20 protein-coding genes and 1 pseudogene are annotated in these 16,951 nt (G+C 65.8%); 8 read left to right on the top strand and 13 right to left on the bottom strand.

Translation table 11 applies throughout. The features are described from left to right. From AWJ14_RS22565 to def, 4 genes and pseudogenes are all read right to left on the bottom strand, one after another. Positions 1-477 (bottom strand): annotated as a pseudogene (locus tag AWJ14_RS22565) (hypothetical protein); the annotation flags it as partial. Positions 478-685: 208 nt separating this feature from the next. Then, a complete protein-coding gene (gene truA / locus AWJ14_RS12685) occupies positions 686-1,444 on the bottom strand; it encodes a tRNA pseudouridine(38-40) synthase TruA (protein ID WP_066179572.1) in 759 nt (252 codons plus the stop codon). Further along, the gene (gene fmt, locus AWJ14_RS12680) at positions 1,444-2,388 is read right to left on the bottom strand and encodes a methionyl-tRNA formyltransferase (protein ID WP_066179569.1); all 945 of its coding nucleotides are present in this window, start codon (positions 2,386-2,388) and stop codon (positions 1,444-1,446) included. Before fmt ends, truA begins: the two co-directional genes overlap by 1 nt. Before the next feature lie 414 nt (positions 2,389-2,802). After that, positions 2,803-3,321, bottom strand: coding sequence for a peptide deformylase (gene def, locus AWJ14_RS12675; RefSeq protein ID WP_066179565.1), 519 nt, complete (start codon positions 3,319-3,321; stop codon positions 2,803-2,805). A gap of 125 nt (positions 3,322-3,446) precedes the next feature. Between def and AWJ14_RS12670 the strand changes: the two genes are divergently transcribed. Then, positions 3,447-4,736 carry a DNA recombination protein RmuC gene (locus tag AWJ14_RS12670; protein ID WP_066179562.1) on the top strand — a complete coding sequence of 430 codons (1,290 nt, stop codon included), beginning with the start codon at positions 3,447-3,449 and terminating at the stop codon, positions 4,734-4,736. A 138-nt stretch (positions 4,737-4,874) separates the two neighbouring features. Further along, entirely contained in the window at positions 4,875-5,774 is a 900-nt protein-coding gene (locus tag AWJ14_RS12665; protein ID WP_066179560.1) for a ribokinase, read from the top strand. Here AWJ14_RS12665 and AWJ14_RS12660 read toward each other — a convergent pair. After that, the gene (locus AWJ14_RS12660; protein ID WP_066179557.1) at positions 5,771-6,709 is read right to left on the bottom strand and encodes a nucleoside hydrolase; all 939 of its coding nucleotides are present in this window, start codon (positions 6,707-6,709) and stop codon (positions 5,771-5,773) included. The two genes, AWJ14_RS12665 and AWJ14_RS12660, sit on opposite strands and share 4 nt — an antisense overlap. Positions 6,710-6,866: 157 nt before the next feature. Here AWJ14_RS12660 and AWJ14_RS12655 point away from each other — a divergent pair, with 157 nt between their 5' ends. Next, positions 6,867-7,298 (top strand): Hsp20 family protein, encoded by a 432-nt coding sequence (locus tag AWJ14_RS12655; RefSeq protein ID WP_066179554.1) that lies wholly within the window; start codon positions 6,867-6,869, stop codon positions 7,296-7,298. A gap of 52 nt (positions 7,299-7,350) precedes the next feature. After that, entirely contained in the window at positions 7,351-7,608 is a 258-nt protein-coding gene (locus AWJ14_RS12650) for a BQ00720 family protein (RefSeq protein ID WP_066179550.1), read from the top strand. A 75-nt stretch (positions 7,609-7,683) separates the two neighbouring features. Here the strand turns inward: AWJ14_RS12650 and ptsN are convergent, their stop codons facing one another. The 6 genes from ptsN to lptC form a co-directional block, all read right to left on the bottom strand. Beyond that, positions 7,684-8,148, bottom strand: coding sequence for a PTS IIA-like nitrogen regulatory protein PtsN (ptsN, locus tag AWJ14_RS12645; RefSeq protein ID WP_066179548.1), 465 nt, complete (start codon positions 8,146-8,148; stop codon positions 7,684-7,686). A 125-nt stretch (positions 8,149-8,273) separates the two neighbouring features. Next, positions 8,274-8,849 (bottom strand): ribosome hibernation-promoting factor, HPF/YfiA family, encoded by a 576-nt coding sequence (gene hpf, locus AWJ14_RS12640; protein WP_066179545.1) that lies wholly within the window; start codon positions 8,847-8,849, stop codon positions 8,274-8,276. 242 nt (positions 8,850-9,091) lie between these two features. After that, positions 9,092-10,657 (bottom strand): RNA polymerase factor sigma-54, encoded by a 1,566-nt coding sequence (gene rpoN, locus AWJ14_RS12635; protein WP_066179543.1) that lies wholly within the window; start codon positions 10,655-10,657, stop codon positions 9,092-9,094. 303 nt (positions 10,658-10,960) lie between these two features. Next, entirely contained in the window at positions 10,961-11,743 is a 783-nt protein-coding gene (gene lptB, locus AWJ14_RS12630; RefSeq protein WP_066179590.1) for an LPS export ABC transporter ATP-binding protein, read from the bottom strand. A gap of 20 nt (positions 11,744-11,763) precedes the next feature. Then, entirely contained in the window at positions 11,764-12,318 is a 555-nt protein-coding gene (locus AWJ14_RS12625; RefSeq protein WP_066179541.1) for an LptA/OstA family protein, read from the bottom strand. A 1-nt stretch (position 12,319) separates the two neighbouring features. Then, the gene (gene lptC, locus AWJ14_RS12620) at positions 12,320-13,000 is read right to left on the bottom strand and encodes an LPS export ABC transporter periplasmic protein LptC (RefSeq protein WP_066179588.1); all 681 of its coding nucleotides are present in this window, start codon (positions 12,998-13,000) and stop codon (positions 12,320-12,322) included. Positions 13,001-13,352: 352 nt separating this feature from the next. On the opposite strand from lptC, the gene sppA reads away from it, so the two are divergent. From sppA to AWJ14_RS12605, 3 genes are all read left to right on the top strand, one after another. Beyond that, complete coding sequence (gene sppA / locus AWJ14_RS12615) at positions 13,353-14,282, top strand: signal peptide peptidase SppA (RefSeq protein WP_066179583.1); 930 nt, start codon at positions 13,353-13,355, stop codon at positions 14,280-14,282. Positions 14,283-14,297: 15 nt separating this feature from the next. After that, positions 14,298-14,588 carry an integration host factor subunit beta gene (locus AWJ14_RS12610; RefSeq protein WP_066179538.1) on the top strand — a complete coding sequence of 97 codons (291 nt, stop codon included), beginning with the start codon at positions 14,298-14,300 and terminating at the stop codon, positions 14,586-14,588. Positions 14,589-14,658: 70 nt separating this feature from the next. Then, positions 14,659-15,009 (top strand): DUF1049 domain-containing protein, encoded by a 351-nt coding sequence (locus AWJ14_RS12605; RefSeq protein WP_066179535.1) that lies wholly within the window; start codon positions 14,659-14,661, stop codon positions 15,007-15,009. Positions 15,010-15,174: 165 nt separating this feature from the next. Here AWJ14_RS12605 and AWJ14_RS12600 read toward each other — a convergent pair whose 3' ends face one another. Then, complete coding sequence (locus tag AWJ14_RS12600) at positions 15,175-15,888, bottom strand: cation efflux transmembrane domain-containing protein (protein ID WP_083220236.1); 714 nt, start codon at positions 15,886-15,888, stop codon at positions 15,175-15,177. Positions 15,889-15,961: 73 nt separating this feature from the next. On the opposite strand from AWJ14_RS12600, the gene AWJ14_RS12595 reads away from it, so the two are divergent. After that, positions 15,962-16,372, top strand: coding sequence for a MerR family transcriptional regulator (locus tag AWJ14_RS12595; protein WP_066179529.1), 411 nt, complete (start codon positions 15,962-15,964; stop codon positions 16,370-16,372). A gap of 34 nt (positions 16,373-16,406) precedes the next feature. On the opposite strand, the gene AWJ14_RS12590 is transcribed toward AWJ14_RS12595, so the two are convergent. Then, positions 16,407-16,877, bottom strand: a complete 471-nt coding sequence (locus AWJ14_RS12590) for an SRPBCC family protein (protein WP_066179526.1) — start codon at positions 16,875-16,877, stop codon at positions 16,407-16,409. Positions 16,878-16,951: the final 74 nt, after the last annotated feature.

Below are 16,951 nucleotides of genomic sequence, written 5' to 3'. Positions count from 1 at the left end.
CACGTTGCCGTTCAGATCGACGATGTAGAAATCGTCCCAGCCGCGGCTTGCGACGATCTCGCGCAGCGGCGGGTTGTTGCGCTCGTGGCTCTGGTCGTAGGAGCTGATCTTGGCCGCGTCGGGTTTCTGCGCGGTGTCGTATTTCTCCCGCTCGCCGGCGGGATAGGGATTTTCGGAAATGTAGCGGCGCTTGAGTTCCGCCGATGCGCCCTCGCCCAGGAAGCCCCAGTCATATTTGAAGCCTTCGAGCGCGATCCGCATCAGATTGTTCTGCGCGGTGGCGGCGAGATCCTGCCTGAGATTGGCGATGAAGGTCTCGAGCTGGTTGCGCCGCCCGTCGGCCACGGCTTCGAGTTTCTCCAGCGTCTTGGCCTCGAGCGCCTGCGATGCGATCTGAAAACTCGCCATGCTGGCCACGCCGATGGAAACCATCGTCAGAACGGCGGCAGCGATCGGCAGTTTTCTCGAAAGATACATGAGAGATCCTGGCAGCATGCGGAGATTTCGTCATGTCCCGCACGGGCGACAGGGACGCTCCAGAACGGCATCATGCGTCTCGCGCCGGGCGCGCGGTCTCTGGCACTGCGAGCTTTGGCGCGATTGCGTTACTGTTGCGTTAAAGTTAGGCGCGAATTCTCGGAAACTGCGGCCTATGCGCGAAAATCCGCCGCTTTAGTGCGCCGCACTACGCCTCGGGATAGTCGACCGCGCGGAAGAACAGCCCGCCGGGTGCCGCCACCGGACCGCAGGCCTTTCGCGACCGGGCGGCGAGCGCCGCCGACACGTCGTCGGCGCTCCACTTGCCCTCGCCCACCAGCCTGAGCGTGCCCGCGAAGGAGCGGATCTGGTTGTGCAGGAAGCTCTGCGCCGAGGCATGGATCTCGATCAGCCCCTCGCCCGCACCCCGCACCACATCGAGCCGGTCGAGGCTGCGCACCGGCGAATTGGCCTGGCACTGCACCGAGCGGAAGGTGGTGAAATCGTGCCGGCCGACGAGACGCTGCGCCGCGTCGTGCATGGCTTCCACGTCGAGCGGCTTGGGCGACCACAGCGCGCGGTTCTTCTCGATCACCAGCGGCGCGCGGCGGCAGAGGATACGGTAGACGTAATGCCGCTTGAGGGCGGAGAAGCGGGCGTCGAAATCGTCGCTGACGCGGCGTGCCGCCAGGATGGCGATGCGCTCGCGCGCCATCTGCAGATGCGCGTTGACCGCGTCGCGCACCGTGTCGTCGGCCCACGCGCCCGCGAGATCCGCATGGGCGACCTGGCCCAGCGCGTGCACACCAGCATCGGTGCGCCCGGCGCCGCGCAGGGTGACGGTGTCGCCGCAGAAGCCGTGGATCGCCGTCTCGATCGCCTGCTGGATCGAAGGCTGGCCGTCCTGCCGCTGCCAGCCGGCATAATCGGTGCCGTCATATTCGATGTCGAGCCGGTAGCGCGGCATCAGCCGATCACCGTTCCGACGGGGACCGGGGTTCCGCGCAGGAAGTCGACGGCAGCCATGGGCTTGCCGCCGGCCTTCTGCAGCATGAGGAGCCGGATCGCGCCCTCGCCGCAGGCGATCAGCAGCCGGTCGTCGAGCACGGTGCCCGGCGCGGCCCCTGTCGCATCGGGGGTGACGTCGCCGGTCGCAAGCAGCTTGACCCGCTCGGGGCGACCATTGAGATCGAGCTCGAACCAGGCGCCGGGCTGCGGCGAAAGCCCGCGCACATGGTTGTGCACCTCGCGCGCGGGCCGGGCGAAATCGACGCGGGTCTCGGATTTGGCGATCTTGGCCGCATACGTGACGCCCGCCTCCGGCTGCGGCGCGGGCGTGAGGTCGCCGCGTTCGAGCCGCGCCATGGCCTCGACCATCAGCCGCGCGGTCAGTTCAGAGAGTTGGTCGTGCAACTCACCCGCCGTCACCGTGTCGGACAGGGCCACGCGTTCGGTGAGCGCCACCGGGCCGGTATCGAGGCCGATATCCATCTTCATGATCATCACGCCGGTTTCCGCGTCGCCGGCCATGATCGCGCGCTGGATCGGTGCGGCCCCGCGCCAGCGCGGCAGAAGCGAGGCATGGCCGTTCCAGGCGCCAAGCCGCGGCGCCTCCAGGATGGCGCTGGGCAGGAGCAGGCCATAGGCCACCACCACCGCCGCATCGGCGCCGAGCGCCGCGAACTCTGCCTGTTTGTCGGCGCCTTTCAGGCTCGTCGGGGTGAAGACCGGCAGGCCGAGGCTTTCGGCCAGGCGCTGCACCGGCGAGGGCGTCAGTTCCAGCCCGCGCCGGCCGGCCGGCCGCGGCGGCTGCGAATAGACCGCGACGATCTCGTGGCCGGCGTCATAAAGCGCCTGAAGCGTCGGCGCCGCATAATCCGGCGTCCCCATGAAGATGATGCGCAATGTCATTGCTGTCGTCCCGTTGCGGGTGATCAGAGCCCGTGTTCAAACGGGTTTTCGAGCGCGAGGTCAAGCCCGGCGAAATCAGGCGTACGAACGCCCGCAGCGAATGCTCAGTTGAAGGCGCGCGTCAATCGATCAACCGAGCGCCGTATCCTTCGGGCGCATGCCAACAAAGCGCGATGTTCTTCATCGCTGAGGCGCACGTCGCCCAGTGCGCTTCGAAGCTCATCCCAAGCGGAGATAACCGCGCTGTGTTGGTCGTCGTTGGCCAAAACCGCTCCGAATCCAGTGCTTTGCGTGTTGCGGAACCGACGACTGAAGACCGACCCGCGAACTTGTTCCCAGAATCTTGCGTGCAATCGCAAAGACCCTCGTTATGTCACTTTGTTGCAGGTTCCTGCGCCCAAGCCTAAACTGATCTCAGGCCGTGACCCGCTGCTTGGCGAGCTTGGTGAATTTGCGGATCACCATGTCGCGCTTGAGCTTGGAGATGTGGTCGATGAACAGCACGCCGTTCAAATGGTCCATTTCGTGCTGCAGGCAGGTGGCGAGCAGGCCGTCGGCCTCGGTCACCTGTTCCTTGCCGTCGCGGTCGAGATGCCTCACGGTCACCTTTTCCGGACGCTCGACATCGGCGAAATAGTCCGGGATCGACAGGCAGCCTTCCTCGTAGACATTGATCGTGTCGCTGGTGGCGACCAGCTCCGGATTGATGAAGACCTGCGGGTTGCGCGGCTCGTCCTTGCCCGACACGTCGATCACCAGAAGCTGCCGCGGCACGCCGACCTGGATCGCCGCCAGGCCGATGCCCGGCGCGTCATACATGGTCTCGAGCATGTCGTCGATGAAGCCCGAAAGCTCCTGGTCGACACGCTCCACCGGCTGGCTTTTCTGGCGCAGGACCGGGTCGGGAAGATAGATGATCGGCTTGATGCTCATGGGGTTTGAAATAATCACAGATTGTGCCCCCGTCAATCGTCCCGCACGGCCGCGCGGAACGGATCGCCCGCACATGTTCCCGTTTTGATCTGACAAGCAGCGGAGAATCAGCTAGGCCTTGCGCCATGGAGACCGACGCCGCGCTGTTTTCGATCCCGCTTTTCGACCTGGGCGGCCATCCGGTCACGCTGGGCCAGGCGCTCATCGCCGGGCTCGCGGGCCTTCTCGGGCTCATCCTGTGGATGGCCCTGTCGCTGAAGCGGGCCGCCGAGGCGCGCACCCGCGCGGAAGCCGAGGCCGCCCATCGCGCGGCCCAGGCCGAGGCGCGGCTCGCCGACATCCTCAAGGCGCAATCGGAAATGCAGGGCCGCATGGGCGCGATGGCGGAGCTGTTCGGCGCGCGCCAGGCCGAGCTCAACCAGGCGATCGGCCAGCGCATCGACGGCATGACCCAGCGCATCGGCTCGACGCTCACCGACCAGACCCGCAACACCCATGAAAACCTTGCCAAGCTGCAGGCGCGGCTCGCGGCGATCGACACGGCGCAAGCCAATATCCAGTCGCTGGCGCGCGACGTGGTGGGGCTGCAGGCGATCCTGTCGAACAAGCAGACCCGCGGCGCCTTCGGCCAGTCGCGCATGGAAACCATCATCCGCGACGGGTTGCCGATGGGCGCCTACCGGTTGCAGCCGACGCTGTCGAACGGCATGCGACCCGACTGCACCGTCAACATGCCGAATGGCGCGCCGGACCTGGTGATCGACGCCAAGTTTCCGCTCGAAGCCTGGAACGCGATGCGCGAGGCCGAGGCCGGCGGCATGGCCGAGCAAGGCGCACAGGTCGCGCAGCAGCGCTTCCGCCGCGATATCGAGGTGCATATCCGCGACATCGCCGACAAATACCTGATCCCGGGCGAGACCCAGGACACCGCCTTCCTGTTCGTGCCCTCGGAATCGATCTTCGCCGAAATCCATGAGCGCTTCGAGGCGGTGGTGCAGAAGGCGCAGCGCGCGCGCGTGGTGATCGTCTCGCCGTCGCTCCTGATGCTGTCGATCCAGGTGATCCAGGCGCTCTTGAAGGATTCGCGCATGCGCGAACAGGCGCATCTGATCCAGAGCGAGGTGCTCAAGCTGATGGAGGACCTGACGCGGCTCGACGACCGGGTGCGCAAGCTGCAGAGCCATTTCTCCATGACGCAGAAGGACGTGGAACTGATCCTGACCTCGTCGGAAAAACTGAGCCGGCGCGGGGCAAGGATTGAGGCGATGGAATTCGCGCAGCTGGCGGACGAGGCGCACCCCGCCGATCCCGCGCGCCAGGCTTCGGGCGACGGTTCTGCGACGCCCCGGGAGACGCCCGCCTTCGAGCCCCGCTCCTCCACGCTCAAGCTCCGGGTCGTCGACGACGAGGAGTGACGGCAGGCGTTGCCGAGCGCTGGCGCCGCCGTGCGTGACACAGTCGATTTTTGCCGTTGCACGACGCAGCACCGGCATGCGAGGAGCAGGCGGCGCGCCGGGGAGGCCTGTCGCACGCGGCATTGACAGGAGAACGCCATGATCACCATCGTCGGCTCCATCAACATGGACCTGATCGCCAGCACCGAGCGGCTGCCCGAGCCCGGGGAAACCGTGACCGGATCGGATTTCGCGACCGCACCGGGCGGCAAGGGCGCCAACCAGGCGCTGGCGGCGCGGCGCGCGGGCGCCAGTGTCCGGATGGCGGGCGCGGTCGGCGACGACACCTTTGCCGGCGAAGCACTCGCGCTACTCGATGCCGCCGGCGCGGATCTCGGCGCGGTCCAGCGGCTTGCGGGACCGACCGGCATCGCCATGATCCTGGTGGGTGTGGACGGCGAGAACATGATCGCGGTGATCCCCGGCGCCAATGGCAAGTTCAGCGCCGAGGACGCGCGCGCTGCCGTGGAGCGAATGACTGCCGGCGACACGCTGCTGCTGCAGATGGAAATTCCCGAACCCGCCGTGGCGGCCGCGCTCGATGCGGCGCGCGAACGCTCGGTGACCAGCATCCTCAACATCGCGCCGCTGACCGCGGCGGTGGAGCGGCTTGCACCCAAGGCGGATATCGTGATTGCCAACGAGACCGAATTCGCGCGGCTTTCAGGCCGCCACGCAGGAACCGCTGCCGAGGTGTCCGCGGAGCTTGCAGCCCTTCACGCCCGCACCGGCCAGGCGATGATCGTCACGCTCGGCGCCGATGGGGTGGCCTGGGCCAGGGGCGGCGAGACCGGCCATGTCGCCTCGCTCAAGGTTACGCCGGTCGATACGGTGGGCGCCGGCGACACGTTTTGCGGCTATCTGGCCCAAGGGCTCGACTCAGGCCTCGCGTTTCCCGACGCGGTGCGGCGTGCGGCCGTGGCCGGCGCGCTCGCCTGCCTCAAGCCCGGCGCCCAGCCCTCGATCCCGGAATCCGCCGAGGTTGAAGCCCGGCTCTAATAGCGCCCCAGACGCTCGATGAAGAGGCCGAAGAAACGGTCGGAATCGACGCCGCCGACCACGAAGGCGTTCTCGGGACGGTCAGTCACCTTCCACCAGTCGATCACGGTCGCGCCCAGCGTGAGCTCCGAAACGGTCTCGATCTCGACATTGCACTTACGGCCCGAAAACATCTCCGGGTCGATCAGCCAGGCGATCACGGTCGGGTCGTGCAGCGGGCCGCCGTCGGTGCCGTATTTCTGTTCGTCGAAGCGCTCGAAGAAATCGAGCATGTCGGCCATCACCTTCGAGGCGCGGTTGCCGTTGGCGCGCAGCCGTTCGACCCGCGCCCGCGTGGTCAGCACCTTGTGGGTCACGTCAAGCGGCATCATGGTGATCGGCACGCCCGCGCCGAACACGATCGCCGCGGCTTCCGGGTCGACATAGATGTTGAATTCGGCCGACGGCGTGACATTGCCGCCCTCGAAGAAGCCGCCGCCCATCAGCACGATTTCCCGGGCCCGGCCGATCACGCCCGGGGCGCGCTCGACCACGGTGGCAAGGTTGGTGAGCGGACCGAGCGCACACAGGGTGACATTACCCTCGGGCGCGTCGCGCAGTGTGTCGATGATGAAATCCACCGCGTGGCGCTCTTGCAGCGGATGCGACGGCTCGAAGAGATCGACACCATCGAGGCCGGACTTGCCGTGCACATATTCCGCCGTCACCAGCTTGCGCCTGAGCGGCGCGTCGGCGCCGGCGAACACCGGCACGTCGGGACGGCCGCAGATCTCGGTAATGAGGCGGGCGTTGCGCGCCGTCAGCTCCAGCGGCACATTGCCGGCCACGGCGGTGATGCCGCGCACGTCGAGCTCGGGGCTCGACAGCGCCAGCATGATCGCGGCGGCGTCGTCCTGGCCGGGATCGGTGTCGATGATGATGGTGCGGCGCGTCATGGCGGATCCTCTGGAAGCGATTCGGATCGGGCGACACTAAGGGCCTGCGGCCGCATCGGGCAAGGTTCTTGCGAAGCCCGATTTGAGTTCCCATATTGACGGCGAGCCGGATGCCGAAGCGGGTCCGGCGCCTGTCGCTTGAAACCGAGGACACGCCATGTCTCGCATGACGCCTTTTTCGAGCCCGCTGCTGCTGGGCTTCGACACCATGGAAAAGACCCTGGAGCGCATCGCCAAGGGGTCGGAAGGCTACCCGCCCTACAATATCGAACGCATCCGCGCCGCAGCCGACGGCTCCAATGCCGAACGGCTCAGAATCACGCTGGCGGTCGCCGGCTTCCGCGACGAGGATCTCGAGGTCACCACCGAAGAGAACCAGCTCGTCATCCGCGGCCGGCAGTCGGAGGCCGACGGGCGCGAATACCTGCACCGCGGCATCGCCGCGCGCCAGTTCCAGCGCATGTTCGTGCTTGCCGACGGAATGGAAGTGACCAGCGCCGAATTGAAGAACGGATTGCTCTCGGTCGATTTAATTCGTCCCGAGCCCGCACGCATGGTGAAGAAAATTAACATTTCGGTTCGAGACTGACGAAACGGTTATCCGACAGGACAGTTCCTGCCACGCACCGGAGGACATCTTGATGATTTCGAAATCTGGCAAACCCCAATTGTCCGCACATGACCTGGCCCTGATGGGGGCCGGCAAGATCGGCTATATCCGCAAGATGCGCTCCGAGGACGTGATCGCCCGCTTTCCCCAGGCCCCGGAACTGGGACCCGGCGTCGAATTGTGGGCGCTGTTCGGTGCCGACGGCACGCCGATCCTGCTGACCGACAACCGTTCGAGCACGTTCTACCGCGCGGCCGAAGACGAATTGAAAACCGTCGCCCTGCACTGACGCCAGAGGCGCGCGGGCGCAGCAGACAGCCCGGCCGAAGCAGGCGGCCCGGCCGTTTGGCCCGGACCGGTGCGGTCAGGCGGCGTTGGACGCAGGCTCTCCGGTGAGGAAGGCATGCAGCGAGGCCGCATTGTCGGTGGCGCGCAGTTTCGCCACCATCTCGCTGTCGCGCATGACGCGGGCAATCCGCGACAGCGCCTTGAGGTGATCGGCGCCGGCCCCTTCGGGCGCGAGCAGCAGAAACACCAGATCCACGGGCTGGTCGTCCAGCGCCTCGAAATCCACCGGATGCTCAAGGCGGGCGAACACACCGACAATGTGATCAAGCGTGGAAAGCTTGCCGTGCGGAATGGCAATGCCGTTGCCGACGCCGGTCGAGCCAAGCCGCTCGCGCTGGAGGATTACGTCGAACACCTCGCGCTCGCTCAGCCCGGTGACTTCGGACGCCTTGGCGGCCAGTTCCTGCAAGAGCTGTTTCTTGGAGTTTGCCTTGAGCGCGGGCAGAATCGAATTCTGCGCAATCAGATCAGCAAGCGCCATGTCACTTTCCTTGTTCCGGGCCCGCGAGGCGGGCAACGTTAGTTCGCTTCATGTCGAGGCAGCGGGCTGTGCCGGTTGTGGCCACGCACGGCCCGCCTGCCCGTTTTCATATCAGCAAAACGCCGTCAGGACTTGACCCCGCCGGCATCGATCCAGCCGATATTGCCGTCGTCGCGGCGATACACCACGTTGAGCGCGTCATTGCCCGCATTGCGGAACATCAGGATCCGCTCGTCCGTCATGTCGAGCGCCATCACCGCATTGGCCACGCTCATGGTGACAAGCTGCTTGGTGCTTTCGGCGATGATCGCCGGCGCGTAATCGGCCGGCACTTCGTCTTCGGCATCGTCAAGCGCCGAATCGACCACGGCGTAAGCCAGCTCGGCATTGGTCTGCTGGCCGTTGGCATAGTGATCCTTGAGACGGCGCTTGTAGCGGCGCAGCCGCTTTTCGACACGTTCCGCCGCGGCGTCGAACGCCGGCTGCGGATCCTGAGCCTGGCCGGTGGCGTGCAGAACCACACCGGTATCGAGGTGAATCTTGCAGTCGGCGGTGAACCGCGACCCTGCCTTCTCCACGATCACATGGCTCGAAAACCCGCCATCGTAATATTTTCTCACAGCCCCGGTTATCTGGTCCTCGATGCGGGTCCTGAACGACTCGCCGATTTCCATATGTTTACCCGAAACACGCACGCTCATGGGATAGTCCCTTCTTCTTCTTGACTTGGGGATTTAGTCTAAGCCATGCATCGCGCTCATCCAAGCGCCTGGCGACGGACAAATTGCTCCAGTCCATGCATTTTTTCGCTTGACACGACCGGACGCCGGGATGCCTGCTTCTCTCCGGTTCGGTGCGGCTTCTACGCCCATGTCCCCGGACTGTCAAGTTTGGCACGATCCTTGCCAGAATCAGCCGCCATATCAAGCGTTTGCCGCGCCGCTCAACCGGCGGCGGCGCGGGCGCGCGCGCGCTTCTCGCGGCGACGCTGGACGGAGGAGGGAATCGCCATGGCCTCGCGGTATTTGGCAACCGTGCGGCGGGCGATCTCGATTCCCGCCTGCTTGAGCAGGTCCACCAGATCGTCGTCGGACAGCACCGCTTCGGGCAGTTCCTGGTCGATCAGCACGCGGATGCGGTGACGCACCGATTCCGCCGAATGCGCATCCCCGCCGGCCTGGGCGGAGGCGATCGAGACGGTAAAGAAATATTTCAGTTCGAACACGCCGCGCGGCGTGATCATGTATTTGTTGGAGGTCACGCGGCTGACGGTGGATTCGTGCATGCCGATCGCCTCGGCGACCGCCTTGAGGTTGAGCGGGCGCAGGTGATCGACCCCGTGCAGCAGGAACGCATCCTGCTGGCGGACGATTTCGGTGGCGACCTTCATGATCGTGCGGGCGCGCTGGTCAAGCGACCGCGCCAGCCAGTTGGCGGTCTGCAGGCATTCGCTCAGGAACTCCTGCCCGGCGGCATTCTTGTCCATCTTGCCGCTGACGGTCGCGAAATAGGTCTGGTTGACGAGCACCCGCGGCAGCGTGTCGGGATTGAGCTCGACCGCCCAGCCACCGTCGGCGGCGGGCCTGACTGAAACATCCGGCACGATCATCTCGCTCGACCCGGTCTCGAACCGGGTGCCGGGCTTGGGATCGAGCGCGCGGATCTCGCTCATCATTTCGAGCAGGTCCTCCTCGTCGACACCGCACAGCCGCGTGAGCGTGGCGAAATCGCGCCGCGCCAGCAGTTCGAGATTGCCCACCAGCGCCGCCATCGCCGGATCGAGCCGGTCCTTGCGCGCAAGCTGCAGCGCCAGGCATTCGGAGAGCGAGCGCGCGAAGATGCCGGCCGGCTCGAACTCCTGGAGGCGCTTGAGCACGGCCTCGACCCGCTCCGCCTCCGCGCCCAGACGCTCGACCGTTTCCGACAGGTCGCCGACGATATAGCCGGCGGCATCGAGCTGGTCGGCAAGTTCGGTGGCGATCAGGCGTTCGGCGGGATCGGCGAAGGCGAAGGCGATCTGCTCGGCGACATGCTCGCGCAGGGTCGGCGCGCGGGCGGCGAAATCGTCGAGATCATAGCCCTCGCCGGCGCGGCCGCCGTCGCTGCCGGGCATGGATTTCCAGTTGTCGAGGAATTCGGGCGCCTCGACCCGCTCGCTGCCGTGATCATCGGGAAAGACGTTTTCGTAGCGGCCGTCGATCTCGTCGCTCATGCGCTCGCCCGCGGTTTCGGCGGAGGCGCTCCAGACGCCGTCGTCGGAGGGGTCCGCGGGCCGGTCGGCGGCCTGCGCCTGCGGCTCGCCCGCGGCCGTCATCGCCTCAGCGCCGGCCTCGGCCGCCTCGGATTCGGGCGTGACCAGTTCGAGCAGCGGATTGCGCTCGACTTCCTGTTCGATGAAGCGGGTGAGCTCGACATGGCTGAACTGCAGCAGCCGGATCGACTGCATCAGCTGCGGCGTCATCACCAGCGACTGATTTTGACGCAATTGAAGTCCGGCAGATAACGCCATGGTTACGCACTACTCCCCGCGCGAGCCCCACGAGAACGGGCACGGCCCCCGCCGCTTGCCCCGCTCCGCGCACCGGACGGCACGCAAAGGCTCTATCTGGCCCAAAAATTGCTTTTTTCTTCCTTCCGGTCAAGTGCCGGGTGAGATCACGGTAAAAACGGCGCGTCCCGGGGCAAATCCGCCCGGAAGCGGGCAGTTTCGTGCGGTTTTCGGCGGCACGGCACGGATCTGGCCACAGCGGGATAACACGCGGCCCGTGGCCGGCCCACCCTGATCCATGCCGATTGCGCCGAGGCGGGCGCGTCAGAGGGAGAACTGCTCGCCGAGATAGAGCCGGCGGACATCGGCATTGGCGACGATGTCGGTGGGGCGGCCATGGGTGAGCAGCACGCCCGCATTCATGATATAGGCGCGGTCGATCAGGCCCAGCGTCTCGCGCACATTGTGGTCGGTGATCAGCACGCCGATGCCGCGACGGGTGAGATGCCGGACCAGGTCCTGGATGTCGGCGACCGCGATCGGATCGACGCCGGCGAACGGCTCGTCGAGCAGCATGAAGGTGGGGTCGGAGGCGAGCGCCCGGGCGATCTCGAGGCGGCGCCGTTCACCGCCCGACAGCGCGATCGAGGCCGACTTGCGCAGATGCGAGATGTGGAACTCCTCGAGCAGGCTGTCGAGTTTCTCCTCGCGCCTGGCGCGATCCTTCTCCACCACCTCGAGCACCGCCCGGATATTGGCCTCGACGCTCAGCCCGCGGAAGATCGACGCTTCCTGCGGCAGGTAGCCAACGCCGAGGCGCGCGCGGCGATACATCGGCAGGGTCGAGACGTCGTGACCGTCGATCTCGATGGTGCCGGCATCGACCGGCACCAGCCCGGTGATCATGTAGAAACAGGTGGTCTTGCCGGCGCCGTTGGGACCGAGCAGGCCGACCGCCTCGCCGCGGCGCACGCCGAGCGAGACGCCGTCGACCACGCGCCGCGCCTTGTAGGTCTTGGTCAGGTTGCGGGCAATCAGCGTGCCGTCATAGCGGTTGGCTTCGCCGGCGGCGCGTGGCGGGTCGGCAGGCTCGTCCTTGCCCGCCAGGGATGAGAACAGGCCCCGGATCACTGCTTGGGTCGCGACTTCGGATCGAGCTGGATCATCACCCGGCGGCCGCAGCTGTCGAGCTTGGCCTGGCCGCTCTTCATCTCGACGGTGAGCTTGCAGCCGATGAAGACATTCTCGGCATCGGTGAGAACGACCTTCTCGCCGGTGAGCACGAGCACCTCGTTGACCATGTTGAAATTGCCGGCATCGGCCGTGGCGGTCTGGGTGTCGGCGCGGATGAAGACCTTGTCGTAAAGCTCGATCTCGCGGATCTGGGCCGCGCCCGAGGAGACCGAGCCGCCGTTCTTGTCGTAGTTGACGATCATCCGGCCCGCCTGCAACTGGGTGTCACCCTGCACCACCTTGACGTTGCCGGTGAAGGTGGCCTTGCTGGTTTCCTCGTCGATCTTGAGCAGGTCGCTTTCGATCTGGATCGGCTCGTCATTGGAGAGCGCGAGACCGGAAATGCGTTTTTCGGTGTCCTGGGCGCGCGCGTCCGTGGCCGGCGAGGCCAGCGTGGCGGCCAGCATCAACAGGGCAGTCCCGATGCAACTCAAGGCGCGTTTTGCCATATCAGTTCGTCACTCCGTCCTTCGACTTCAGCGCCGAGGGGTTGATTGTCATCCGGACCTTGTCCTTGAAGACGATGACGCGGCCCTTATCCTGCATCTCCATGGATTGCGCAACCACCGAAGCCTCGCCGGAACGGACGGCAACAGGCTCGCTGGTGCGCATTTCGCCGGCGGCGATATCGATGTCGGCCGATTTCAGCTCCGCCCGCATGCCGGCTTCGGTGGAAACGGTAAACGGCTTGTCGAACACCAGCGTCTCGGCGGTCCGGTTGTAGATGCCGCTTGCGGCGTTGAGCACCGCCTTGTCGCCGTCCGCAACCGGCAGGTCGGCGACGATCTCCTCGAGCACGATGACATCGGGGGTGTCGAGATCCTGGATCGCCCGCGCCGCCTGCATGGTATAGGGCCTTGCGTCCGAGGCCTGGCCGCTCATCACCGGATTCTGCATCACGATCTTGCCGTCGCGCAGCGACACCGATTCGATGCCGACGCCTTCCGGGCCGAGCGAGCCGACCCAGGAGACCGCGACGAAGGCGAGCACGATCAGCCCCGCCAGCACCGGCAGCAGGATCTTCAGCACCCGGACCAGGCGCGAATGCCGCACCGCACGCCGGTATTCGGCATGCGACCGGCCGGCATAGGCGCCGGAGCCCGGAACTTCCGCGAAGGTCGATACGCTCATCTGCTGCTGCGATCCCAAAGGGCGCGATCCCCGGTGTTTGAGGCGCCGGACGGAGCCCCGTCGCCGGGCCGGCTCGGTGTTGCGGTGGGCTTCGCATCCCAATATGGTGATTTTGCGAAGCAGTTGATACAAATTGCCACGCAACGGCCGCGTTGGCAAAGCAAAGCGATCCGGTTGCGGCGGCACCGGCATCCTGTTGCGTGCGCCGGTCCGGGCCGACGACCCTGGACGAAGGCCTGGCGCCTGGCCCGTGGCCGGGCCGTCTTGCCTGACATGAACGCATCCGCCCCACCCCTGCCCCACCGGAGACCCACGCGTGACCAACACGGACCTTCTCACCGACCGGCGCCGGATGCGGCGCAAGCTGAGCTTCTGGCGAATCACCGCAGCGCTCGTCACGATCGCGCTGGTGGCGGGGTTGGCGCTGCGGTTCACCGGGTCCGGACAGGGGCGCGACCATATAGCGCGCATCGACATCACCGGCGTGATCACCGATGACGAGGAGCTGATCGGCCTGATCGAGGGAGCGGCGGCCGCGCCCGCCGCCAAGGCGATCGTGATCTCGGTGTCCTCGCCCGGAGGCACTACCTATGGCGGCGAGAAAATCCACAAGGCGCTGCGCGACGCCGCCAAAGCCAAGCCGGTCGTCGCCGATATCCGCACCATGGCGGCCTCGGCCGGCTACATGATCGCCGCCTCGGCCGATCACATCGTCGCGGGCGAAAGCTCGATCGTCGGATCGATCGGGGTGCTGTTCCAGTATGTGCAGGCACAGGAGTTGCTCGACAAGGTCGGGGTCTCGCTCGAGGAGATCAAATCCTCGCCGATGAAGGCCGAACCCTCGCCATTTCATGCCCCGAGCGAGGAATCCAAGGCGATGATCCGGTCGATGGTGCTCGACAGCTACGACTGGTTCGTCGACCTGGTCGCCGAGGGCCGCGGCATGGAAAGGGCCGAGGTGCTCGCGCTTGCCGACGGCTCGGTCTTCACCGGGCGGCAGGCCGTCGGCAACGGCCTGGTGGACGCGGTCGGCGGCGAGGCCGAGATCCGCGCCTATCTCAAGAGCCGCGACGTCGATGCCTCGCTGGACCTGGTCGAGTGGCAGCGCGAAAGCCGGGGGACGGGGCTGTTGTTCGGCCGCGGGGCGGCAAGCCTCGTCGAGCGCGTGGTCGGGGCACCGGTGACGCTGTCGCAGGAGATCGAGCGGCTGGCCGGCGGCAAGTTGTTCCTTGACGGTCTGGTGTCTGTTTGGCAGTTTGACCGACATGCTGAGCGAGACTAGGAGGGGTCAACCCAGATGATCAAATCGGAACTGGTTCAAGCGGTTGCGGCACGCAACCCGCATCTTTATCACCGCGATGTCGAAAACATCGTCAATGCCGTGCTCGACGAGATCACGGACGCGCTGTCGGCGGGAAACCGCGTCGAATTGCGCGGCTTCGGAGCCTTTTCCGTCAAGAACCGCCCTCCTCGCTCGGGCCGCAATCCGCGCACCGGCGAACCGGTGTTCGTCGAGGAGAAATGGGTGCCGTTTTTCAAGACCGGAAAGGAGCTGCGCGAGCGGCTCAATCCCGACAGTCAGGACTGACGGCGTAACCGCTGCGGGACCGGCCGGCTCGGAGCCGGGGCCCGCCGCTTGAAGGAAACTGGAATAGACCATGATCAAACGCATTATCGCACTGGTAATCTTCATCCCCCTGGGTGTGGTCCTGATCATGCTGTCGGTGGCCAACCGCACGCCGGTCACGCTGGCGCTCAACCCCTTCGATCCGGCCGATCCGGTGCTGTCGCTGACCCTGCCGTTCTTTGCCTTCGTGTTCACGGCGCTGATCGTCGGCATGATCATCGGCTCGCTGGCGACCTGGCTCAAGCAGGGCAAACATCGCAAGCAGGTCCGCGTCAAGGCCAAGGAAGCCGCCAAATGGCAGACCGAAGCCGACCGCGAAAAGGCCAAGGCACAGGAACTGGCCTCGACCCTGCCCGCTCCCGAGCAGCGCCAGGCGGCCTAAGCCTGCGCGAGACCGAACAAGGCCGACTGACACGTTCCGGTGCCGGCAAGCTTGCCGGCACGACCGTCGCACGGCTTTGGCGACAGAGGTCTTTGCTTCTCTCAGAGAAAGGTGGCGGCAATTGCCGCCACGCATAGCGGGGCATCCCGCAGGCTCCCTCCGGCGTCAGTGCGCATGCCCGTGCCCATGGTCGGCCGGATCGTGCTGCCCGCCTGCCGTGCGGAATTCGTGCCAGGCCTGGACCAGGATCAGTTGCGCCGAGCGCAGGAACAGGCCGGCCATCAGCGCCGCCACGATCAGGTCGGGCCAGGCCGAGGCGGTGAACCAGACCGCGGCACTCGCGCCCATGACGGCGACATTGCCGATGGCATCGTTGCGCGAACACAGCCACACCGAACGGACATTGGCGTCGCCATCCTTGTAACGCAGCAGCAACAGCACGCTGGCGAGGTTGGCGGCGAGCGCCAGAAGCCCGATGCCGCCCATGATCTGCGCTTCCGGCACACCGAGCACGAAGACCTGGTAGATGGTCGACCCGAACACCCAGAGCCCCATGCCTAGCAAGCTCAGCCCCTTGAAGAGCGCCGCCGTGGAGCGCACCCTGAGGCTCATGCCGATGACAGCGAGGCTCAGGCCATAGGTGAAGGCATCGCCCAGGAAATCGAGCGCATCGGCCTGCAGCGCCTGTGAACCCGCCAGCCGCCCGGCCGCCATCTCGACGAAGAACATCGCCGCATTGATCACGATCACCGCCCACAGCACGCGCTTGTAGGCGGGGTCCACGCCATCGAACCTGGGATTGCCGGAGCAGCCACAGGCGCTGGTCCCGGCCGAGCAGGCCGGTGCTGAGGAGACGGAGACAGTGGTTTCGTGGGTCATGGCGACATCCTTGCATGTTGATCCGCACGAAATATAATCTCTCTAGCGACTATAGCTTCAAGAGGTGAGCTGCATGTTTTCCATCGGCGAGTTGTCCCGGCGCACGGGCGTGAAGATTCCCACCATCCGTTACTACGAGCAGATGGGGCTGATCGCTGCGCCGGACCGGACCGAGGGCAACCAGAGACGCTATTCGAAAGACGGGCTCAAGCGGCTGTCCTTCATTCGCCATTCGCGGGAACTGGGCTTTTCCATCGATGAGATCCGGGAGCTTCTGGATTTGAGCGCGCATCCCGAGCAGCCGTGCAACGATGCGCACCAGATGGCCGCGCGGCGGCTCGCGGACGTGCAAAGGCGCATCAGCCGCCTGCAGCGCCTGGAGCGCGAACTCGAGCGCATCTCCGCCTGCGACGCCCACACCATCGCCGATTGCGCGGTGATCGAGACGCTTGCCGACCACAGCCTGTGCGAGACCGAGCATTGAGCCGGTCGCCGGCAGGGATGGGCCGCGACACGCCCTACCCGGTGGCTTCCCCGCCGCCACCCGCCTTCCCGCTCACGACCTCGTTGAACTTGGCAAAAAACTGGCCGGCGAGCTTCTTCGAGGTCGAATCGATCAGGCGCGAGCCGAGCTGGGCGAGCTTGCCGCCGACCTGGGCCTTCACATCGTAGCTCAGCACGGTTTCCGCGCCGTCCTCGGCAAGCCGGACGTCGGCGCCGCCCTTGGCGAAGCCGGCAATGCCGCCCTTGCCCTCGCCGGTGATGGTATAGCTTTCCGGCGCATTGATGTTCTCAAGCATCACCTCGCCGTTGAAGGTGGCCGAAACCGGCCCGATCTTGACCTTGACGACCGCAGACATGTCCGTATCGGAGGTCTTCTCGAGTTCCTGGCAGCCCGGGATGCATTCCTTGAGCACCTCGGGATCGTTGAGCGCCTCCCAGACCAGCTGGCGTGGCGCCGCGATACGTTCTTCGCCGTTCATTTCCACTGTGATGTCTCCTCCCTGAGCCTCCGTTAATTTATGCGGAGCGAAATCGGCTTTGCCAAGTGGATATCCGGTTG

It is taken from the genome of Parahoeflea olei, assembly GCF_001703635.1.
GTDB lineage: Bacteria > Pseudomonadota > Alphaproteobacteria > Rhizobiales > Rhizobiaceae > Hoeflea > Hoeflea olei.
The sequence above is the reverse complement of the archived record's forward strand: the minus strand, read 5'-3'. Positions and strand labels throughout refer to the sequence as shown.

Bases quoted from the DNA above. Each gene is read 5' to 3' on its own strand.
- truA (WP_066179572.1), bottom strand. From the start codon at position 1,444: ATGCCGCGCTACCGGCTCGACATCGAATATGACGGCACCGATTATGCC.
- fmt (WP_066179569.1), bottom strand. From the start codon at position 2,388: ATGACATTGCGCATCATCTTCATGGGGACGCCGGATTATGCGGCGCCG.
- def (WP_066179565.1), bottom strand. From the start codon at position 3,321: ATGAGCATCAAGCCGATCATCTATCTTCCCGACCCGGTCCTGCGCCAG.
- AWJ14_RS12670 (WP_066179562.1), top strand. From the start codon at position 3,447: ATGGAGACCGACGCCGCGCTGTTTTCGATCCCGCTTTTCGACCTGGGC.
- AWJ14_RS12665 (WP_066179560.1), top strand. From the start codon at position 4,875: ATGATCACCATCGTCGGCTCCATCAACATGGACCTGATCGCCAGCACC.
- AWJ14_RS12660 (WP_066179557.1), bottom strand. From the start codon at position 6,709: ATGACGCGCCGCACCATCATCATCGACACCGATCCCGGCCAGGACGAC.
- AWJ14_RS12655 (WP_066179554.1), top strand. From the start codon at position 6,867: ATGTCTCGCATGACGCCTTTTTCGAGCCCGCTGCTGCTGGGCTTCGAC.
- AWJ14_RS12650 (WP_066179550.1), top strand. From the start codon at position 7,351: ATGATTTCGAAATCTGGCAAACCCCAATTGTCCGCACATGACCTGGCC.
- ptsN (WP_066179548.1), bottom strand. From the start codon at position 8,148: ATGGCGCTTGCTGATCTGATTGCGCAGAATTCGATTCTGCCCGCGCTC.
- hpf (WP_066179545.1), bottom strand. From the start codon at position 8,849: ATGAGCGTGCGTGTTTCGGGTAAACATATGGAAATCGGCGAGTCGTTC.
- rpoN (WP_066179543.1), bottom strand. From the start codon at position 10,657: ATGGCGTTATCTGCCGGACTTCAATTGCGTCAAAATCAGTCGCTGGTG.
- AWJ14_RS12625 (WP_066179541.1), bottom strand. From the start codon at position 12,318: ATGGCAAAACGCGCCTTGAGTTGCATCGGGACTGCCCTGTTGATGCTG.
- lptC (WP_066179588.1), bottom strand. From the start codon at position 13,000: ATGAGCGTATCGACCTTCGCGGAAGTTCCGGGCTCCGGCGCCTATGCC.
- sppA (WP_066179583.1), top strand. From the start codon at position 13,353: ATGCGGCGCAAGCTGAGCTTCTGGCGAATCACCGCAGCGCTCGTCACG.
- AWJ14_RS12610 (WP_066179538.1), top strand. From the start codon at position 14,298: ATGATCAAATCGGAACTGGTTCAAGCGGTTGCGGCACGCAACCCGCAT.
- AWJ14_RS12605 (WP_066179535.1), top strand. From the start codon at position 14,659: ATGATCAAACGCATTATCGCACTGGTAATCTTCATCCCCCTGGGTGTG.
- AWJ14_RS12600 (WP_083220236.1), bottom strand. From the start codon at position 15,888: ATGACCCACGAAACCACTGTCTCCGTCTCCTCAGCACCGGCCTGCTCG.
- AWJ14_RS12595 (WP_066179529.1), top strand. From the start codon at position 15,962: ATGTTTTCCATCGGCGAGTTGTCCCGGCGCACGGGCGTGAAGATTCCC.